Here is a 1185-nt window from a genome sequence, read left to right as displayed (position 1 = left end):
CTCCATATCCCAGGGCCGCGGTGCCCGCTCCCCCTCGCGGACCTGGTCGGCCCTGGTCGCCCGGCGCGCCGGCTGGGACCTGACCTCGCTGGCGATCGGTGCGGGCTGCTACCTCCAGCCGATGACCGCGCGCCTGATGCGGGACCTGCCCGCCGAGCTGCTCACCCTGTGCATCGGCATCAACGTGCACACCCTCGGTACGCACAGCGGTGAGTCGCTGACCGCCGCGCTCGTCGGTTTCGTACGGACGGTGCGCGACGGCCACCCCACGACCCCGTTCGCCGTGATGTCCACCATCGTCGCGCCCGACCGGGAGGAGGTGGCCGGGCCTTCGGGGCTGACGGTGCGGGAGAGCCGCGAGCGGGTGCGGCACGCGGTCACGCTGCTGCGCGACCACGGCGACCGGCACCTGCACTACGTGCACGGGCCCGAGGTGTTCGGGCCGAGCTGTCTGCCGCTGTTCCTCGAACCCGAGGGCCTGGACCGCCTCCACCCCTCGCCGGCGGGCCACCCGGTCTTCGCCGGACGGTTCCTCAGCCTGCTCCGCCGCAGGGCGTGCGTGCCGGAGGTCCGGTGAGCCGCCCGCGTGCACCCCGCCCCCGCCCCCGCCAGCGGCGGTGCGCAGCCCGCGGGGCCCGGGGTGCGGGTGGGTGCGGGTGGGTGCGGACCGGGGAGGTGCTGGATGGGGGATGTTCGGGAGAACGGGTGTGTGGGACCCGCCCCACCGGGGACGGTAGCCAGGGCGCGTCCTGGCCGCCGGCAGAGCCTGCGGGGCACCAGACCGCGCGCTCCACCGACCCCCAGCGAAGGGAATCCGCCCGTGCCGGTCCTCACCTCCCGTCTCTCCCTCGCCGCAGTGGCCACGGCCGCCGCCCTCGCCGTGGGCACCCCGGTCGCCTACGCCACCTGGGACCGCGGCCCCGCCGCGTCCGCCGCGCCGGCCTCCGTGCACCGCGGCGCGGCGGACGGGGCGCCCCGGGTGGTGTTGGGCCCCGCGCCGGGGCGCCGCCGCCCCCCCCGGCCCGCCCCGCCGGGGGCCCCCCCCCCGCCCCCGGCCCCCCCCGCCCCCCCCCCCCCCCCCGCCCGCCCCCGGCCCCGCCCCCCCCCCCCCGGCCCGCCCCCCCCGGCCGGGGGGCACTGGGCTCAGGCGACGACGGCCCGCGCGACGGTGTCCGCGTAGGAGCC

Annotated in this window: 2 protein-coding genes; both read left to right on the top strand. The window is 79.7% G+C overall.

Going from position 1 to position 1185, the window contains the following annotated elements:
- A partial coding sequence (locus tag AAHZ94_RS34360; protein WP_349997597.1) for a GDSL-type esterase/lipase family protein occupies positions 1–577 on the top strand: 577 nt, incomplete at its 5' end.
- A 243-nt stretch (positions 578–820) separates the two neighbouring features.
- Positions 821–1180: a hypothetical protein gene (locus AAHZ94_RS34355; protein WP_349997596.1), complete on the top strand. Its 360-nt coding sequence runs from the start codon at positions 821–823 to the stop codon at positions 1178–1180.
- The last annotated feature ends 5 nt before the right edge of the window (positions 1181–1185 follow it).

The organism is Streptomyces sp. HSW2009 (assembly GCF_040240285.1).
Taxonomy (GTDB): Bacteria; Actinomycetota; Actinomycetes; order Streptomycetales; family Streptomycetaceae; genus Streptomyces.
The sequence above is the reverse complement of the archived record's forward strand: the minus strand, read 5'-3'. Positions and strand labels throughout refer to the sequence as shown.